This is a genomic window from Brachyspira pilosicoli, from assembly GCF_019402445.1.
GTDB classification, from domain to species: domain Bacteria; phylum Spirochaetota; class Brachyspiria; order Brachyspirales; family Brachyspiraceae; genus Brachyspira; species Brachyspira pilosicoli_B.
In genome coordinates this window covers 1-4,894 of record NZ_SRZM01000062.1, presented here as the reverse complement: position 1 = coordinate 4,894, position 4,894 = coordinate 1, and the positions used below count along the sequence as shown (strand labels likewise).

Genomic DNA, 4,894 nt, shown 5'->3' with positions numbered 1-4,894 from the left:
GAAGCAAAAGGACTGTATTTTATAGCTTAAAATATAGTATTATCTTACATTTTATACATATTTCAAACATACAAAGATAAAACACTTGCACTTTTTGGTTCTTTTTGCGGCAGGAAAAAGAACAACAAAAAAATTAACAAACTTAAAAATTTTTAGTATAAACTATTTATTTTTGTTAAAAAATGCTAAACAAAATTAACGTCTCTCTCTTCTGTATCTAGCTGGGTCTGTAAACTTTCGCCTACCCTGAAATTTCGACAAATAAACTATATTACTAGCAATCTCACTAAAACCATTATCCCCATATTTTAATACAGTTTCTTTCGCTAGCTTTTCTTCTATCATATAATAAGCCAAAGGCACATCATCAATTAAAACATGACATAATATTCTATCAAATATATCATAAGAAGAAACAAGCATAGACACTTTTTCGCTGTTTTTTATTAAATTAGAAACATAGTCTTTAGCCTCTTTTCCGTAAACTTGTTCTAATTCTGGAGCATCAATTCCTATAAACCTGTAAACATTATTATTATATGTTATAGTGTCGCCGTCCAAAACTTTTATCAAATCTTTATCAATATTATTTTCAGTATAATTATTATTTGTAACAGATAAAAATATTTTTGAATTATTAGAATCTCTTAATGTAAGATACTCATTTTTATTTATACTATTAATGTCTAATACAACTTTATAATAGGTTATATTGTTTTTATACGCATATTCTATTAGACTATCATCGCTAAAAAAACATAATACATTTTTTCTTAATCTTGAATATATTCTAAAATGAAACTCGCTTATAAACTTAGAACTTGGAAAAACATTTTTTATATAATCTTTATTATTATCACCAACAACAAAAACATCTTCTCTAAATTTTATATAATCATATATTATTTGAGTATTAGAGTTTTTAATAAATGCCTCAATAGAAGCCTCATCTACAAATAACGTTTCTTTATCATTAAATAAAAAATTACTTATAGCAAATAAAAAAATAAATGAAATAATTATTATTAAGAGAGCATTTTTTTTATTAAAGTTTCGCATTTATTTTTAATATCATCAGAAGCAACAATCTCAGTAAGCATGCATAAACATTTTGCATTATGTTCTATAAGCAAATCCATATTGTTAAGCTTAATGCCGCCAATACAAACAAAAGGCATATCAATATTTTTAGCAATATAATCTAAATACTCAACACCCACAGCATTATTAGCATCAATCTTAGTATTAGTGTCAAATATAGGACCAACCCCAATATAATCAGCACTGCTATTAAAAGCCTCATTAGCCTCATCAATATTTTTTGTAGAAAGCCCTATAATCATATTATTGCCAACAATCTTTCTAACAACTTCTATTGGCATGTCATTTTGCCCAATATGCACCCCATCAGCTTCCACTGCCAAAGCCAAATCAGCATAATCATCTACTAAAAATAATGCATTACTCTTTTTTGTCATCTCTCTTATCTTAACGCACTCTTCATACTTCTCACGCATATATTTTTTAGGATTCTCTTTTTCTCTATATTGAATAATCTTTATTCCCGCCTCAAGCATAGAGCCTACTACTTCAATATTATTTCTGCCCTTAGAAAAATCTTCAGCAGTAACGCAGTATATAGACTTATTAAAATAATTCTCTTTTAAATAATCTCTTTTCTCTTTTTTGTTTTTTAAATTTTTAAAATTATTCATCTTTGTTATTCTCATCAATATTAAGCGATAATATTCTAATACCTTCATTTCCAAGCACAGATTTTAAAGCTATTAAAAAAGCAGAATCTTTACTATGAGCAATATTGCTGTTATAAAGCTTCATAGCATATCTTGCCATACTAATACCATCTCTCACAGAAAAAGAAGCATTATGTATATGCGACTTCTGTAAAAAACCAACAGTAATTTTTAATATTTCATCATCAGCAAAAGGAAGATTCATTTTTAATATATCATACTCTTCTTTAACATCTGGAAAAGGAAGCTCTATTGTAGGCTGCAAACGAGAATGTATATATTCAGGAAGCTCAAAAGTGCTCGCATCATCATTCATTGTAACTATAACTCTAAAATCTGGGTGAGCCTTAATTTTTATACCCGCAATCACACTTTCAACATATCTTCTGTCATCAAGAAGCGGAGCAAGTGAAGCCCAAGTTTTCTCGCTCATTCTGTTTCCTTCGTCAAGTATAGCAACCCCACCCTTAATCATCGCTGTAACCAAACTCGAAGCATGATAGCTTATAGTGTTATTTTCTGATATTACAGGTATTATTATTAAATCCTCTGGTCTAGTATCCACTGTACATTGAAATATATAAACATCTCTCTTAAGAAGCTCTTTAGCTACATAATAAGAAAGAGTAGTTTTTCCAGCACCAGGTTTTCCCACAATTCTAGGGTTTAGTGGTATGTCATCTTCAGATATTATATGCCAAGAAGCCATTATCTGCCTTACTAAATCATTTTGTCCTGTCCATTTTATATTTAAATTATCTGGGTGAGATAATATAAGCTCTACATTCTCTATTTTTATCTTTTCCATATTTTCCTCTAATAAAAAATATTTAATAAATGTATTTGGCTATAATGATAAATCAATTATACAAAAAGTCAAATTATAATTAGTATGTTAAAAAATTAGCCTATAGGAGTGCCGTTTTCTGCTTCTTCATTAATGCTAAGCAAAACAACTTCATTATTTTCTTTTACAGCACCAAGAACAAGACATTCAGAAAAGAAGTTAGCAATTTGTTTTTTTGGGAAATTCACAACAGCAATAATTTTCCTTCCGATTAAATCCTCTTTTTTGTAGAGTTTTGTAATTTGAGCAGATGACACCTTTATACCCAATTCTCCAAAATCAATTTTTAATTTGTATGCTGGTCTTTTGGCCTTTGGGAAATCCTCTGCCTCTATGATTGTACCTACTCTAATATCAAGTGAAAGGAAATTATCAAAAGTAGTTTCATTTTTAATATTATTTTCCATAAATAAATCCGTTTATAAATTATTAATTTTTTATTTGATTAAAGATTTTACTAAATAAATATTAATTATTATACTGAAACAGTTATATTTTGTCAAAAAAAATAAAGTTGTATTTTGTATAGATAATATTATTCTGATATTTTTCAATCATTATTAAAATTTATAAAGGTAAGAATATATTTTTTATTTTGTAGGGCTTTGTCTACCAATGTACTTTCTTATAATTGCACTTTTTGGTTCTTTTGACGAAGTCCGCACCGCATAGCTACGGAAAAAAGAACAACAAAAAATTGATAACCCCCACTTCTTTTGGCGACCGAAGGAAGTGCCCTTGTGGCGTGACCCAAAGAAGCAAAAGGACTGCATTTTTAGATAAAATACAAACAAATTATATTGCATCTACAAATATTCCAACATATAAAGTTAAAAGTTTGCACTTTCGCGAAGCGTGCCCGAAGGGCGAAAACTTTGACGAAGTCCGCACAGCGAAGGCGGGAAAAAGTTGAATAAAAAACTTCTATTACAAAATATAATCATCTAGCCCCTTTTGATTTTAAAAATTCCGCTACTTCTGAATACCCATTTTTCACAGCATATCTCAAAGCAGTTCTACCCTTTTCATCTTTAACATTTATATCAGCTCCTGAATCTACTAATAATTTTACTATTTCTAAATGATTATTCATTGAAGCAAGTATCAAAACAGTAACATCTGATATATTTTTTAAATTAATATCTGCACCAGAATCTATTAATAATTTAACTATTTCTTTATGACAATTTTTTGAAGCATACCATAAAGCACTGCTATGATTTATTACATCACTTCCTTTTTCTATTAAATATTTTACCACCTCAAAATGTCCATTCTCTGAAGCATATACTAAAGCAGTATCACCATCTCTACTTTCATTATTAACATCTGCCCCTTTATCGATTAAATACTTAACAATTTCCAAATGCCCATTATTTGCTGCATACATCAAAGCCGTTTGATATCCATTGTCTTTCATATCAATTTCAGCTCCATTATTAATTAAATATTTAACAATATTATAATGCCCATTTTTCGATGCACTCATTAAAGCAGTTTCGCCTCTTTCATCTTGAATATTAACATCAGCTCCCTGCTCTATTAAATAGCTCATTATTTTTTCATGTCCGTTCATAGAAGCCATAACCAAAGCATCAGTATTTTCAGCATTATGCTCTATCAAATATTTAACAATTTCAAAATAACCAAATCCTGAAGCTGTATTTAAAGGAGTATTACCATATCTGTTTTTTATATTAACATCAGCACCATTTGATATTAAAAATTTTATTCTATCAAAATCATTCTTTTTAATAACTTCTATTAACTCAACATCTTTTTTCTTTTTCATACTGCCTCCATTATATTTTAGTTTTAATATCTTGGGCTTTGCCCTTAACGAAGTACACAGCGTGCAGTACCCACTTCTTTTGCCGATAGGCATCTACTCGGTATTGGTATAAAAGAAGCTTATATCCTTCGGATACGCTTTGCGAAGAACTGCATTTTATAAAATATAGCTTTATCTATAAAATATAGATATTATCTTACATTCATTTATATATATTAACAACATACAAAGCTAAAATAATTGCACTTTCGCGAAGCGTGCCAGAAGGGCGAAAACTTTGACGAAGTCCGCACCGCGAGCTGCGGGAAAAAGAACAATAACATTTATAAGTTCTTTATTATTTGCAGGGCTTTGCCCCCTGCGAAGCGTGCCCGTAGGGTAGCCCCCAGTTCTTTTATTGGTATAAAAGAACCAAAAGAACTACATTTAATGAACTATATCTTTTTATATATACGAAAACATAGATATTATTTTAGCTTTATATATTCCAAACATATAAAG

General features: G+C 29.2%; 5 protein-coding genes. All 5 read right to left on the bottom strand.

The genetic code is table 11. The features are described from left to right. Window positions 1-195 precede the first annotated feature (195 nt). Entirely contained in the window at window positions 196-1,059 is an 864-nt protein-coding gene (locus E6A48_RS02645; RefSeq protein ID WP_219708430.1) for a thermonuclease family protein, read from the bottom strand. Further along, a complete protein-coding gene (gene thiE / locus E6A48_RS02640; protein ID WP_219708429.1) occupies window positions 1,026-1,715 on the bottom strand; it encodes a thiamine phosphate synthase in 690 nt (229 codons plus the stop codon). The genes E6A48_RS02645 and thiE overlap by 34 nt, the downstream gene beginning before the upstream one ends. Beyond that, a complete protein-coding gene (locus E6A48_RS02635; RefSeq protein WP_219708427.1) occupies window positions 1,708-2,562 on the bottom strand; it encodes an AAA family ATPase in 855 nt (284 codons plus the stop codon). The genes thiE and E6A48_RS02635 overlap by 8 nt, the downstream gene beginning before the upstream one ends. A gap of 95 nt (window positions 2,563-2,657) precedes the next feature. Then, the gene (locus E6A48_RS02630) at window positions 2,658-3,008 is read right to left on the bottom strand and encodes a tRNA-binding protein (RefSeq protein WP_014933545.1); all 351 of its coding nucleotides are present in this window, start codon (window positions 3,006-3,008) and stop codon (window positions 2,658-2,660) included. Between the two features lie 533 nt (window positions 3,009-3,541). Next, window positions 3,542-4,393 (bottom strand): ankyrin repeat domain-containing protein, encoded by an 852-nt coding sequence (locus E6A48_RS02625; protein WP_219708425.1) that lies wholly within the window; start codon window positions 4,391-4,393, stop codon window positions 3,542-3,544. Window positions 4,394-4,894 lie beyond the last annotated feature (501 nt).

Coding starts and splice junctions, on each gene's coding strand:
- E6A48_RS02645 (WP_219708430.1), bottom strand. CDS start 1,059: ATGCGAAACTTTAATAAAAAAAATGCTCTCTTAATAATAATTATTTCA.
- thiE (WP_219708429.1), bottom strand. CDS start 1,715: ATGAATAATTTTAAAAATTTAAAAAACAAAAAAGAGAAAAGAGATTAT.
- E6A48_RS02635 (WP_219708427.1), bottom strand. CDS start 2,562: ATGGAAAAGATAAAAATAGAGAATGTAGAGCTTATATTATCTCACCCA.
- E6A48_RS02630 (WP_014933545.1), bottom strand. CDS start 3,008: ATGGAAAATAATATTAAAAATGAAACTACTTTTGATAATTTCCTTTCA.
- E6A48_RS02625 (WP_219708425.1), bottom strand. CDS start 4,393: ATGAAAAAGAAAAAAGATGTTGAGTTAATAGAAGTTATTAAAAAGAAT.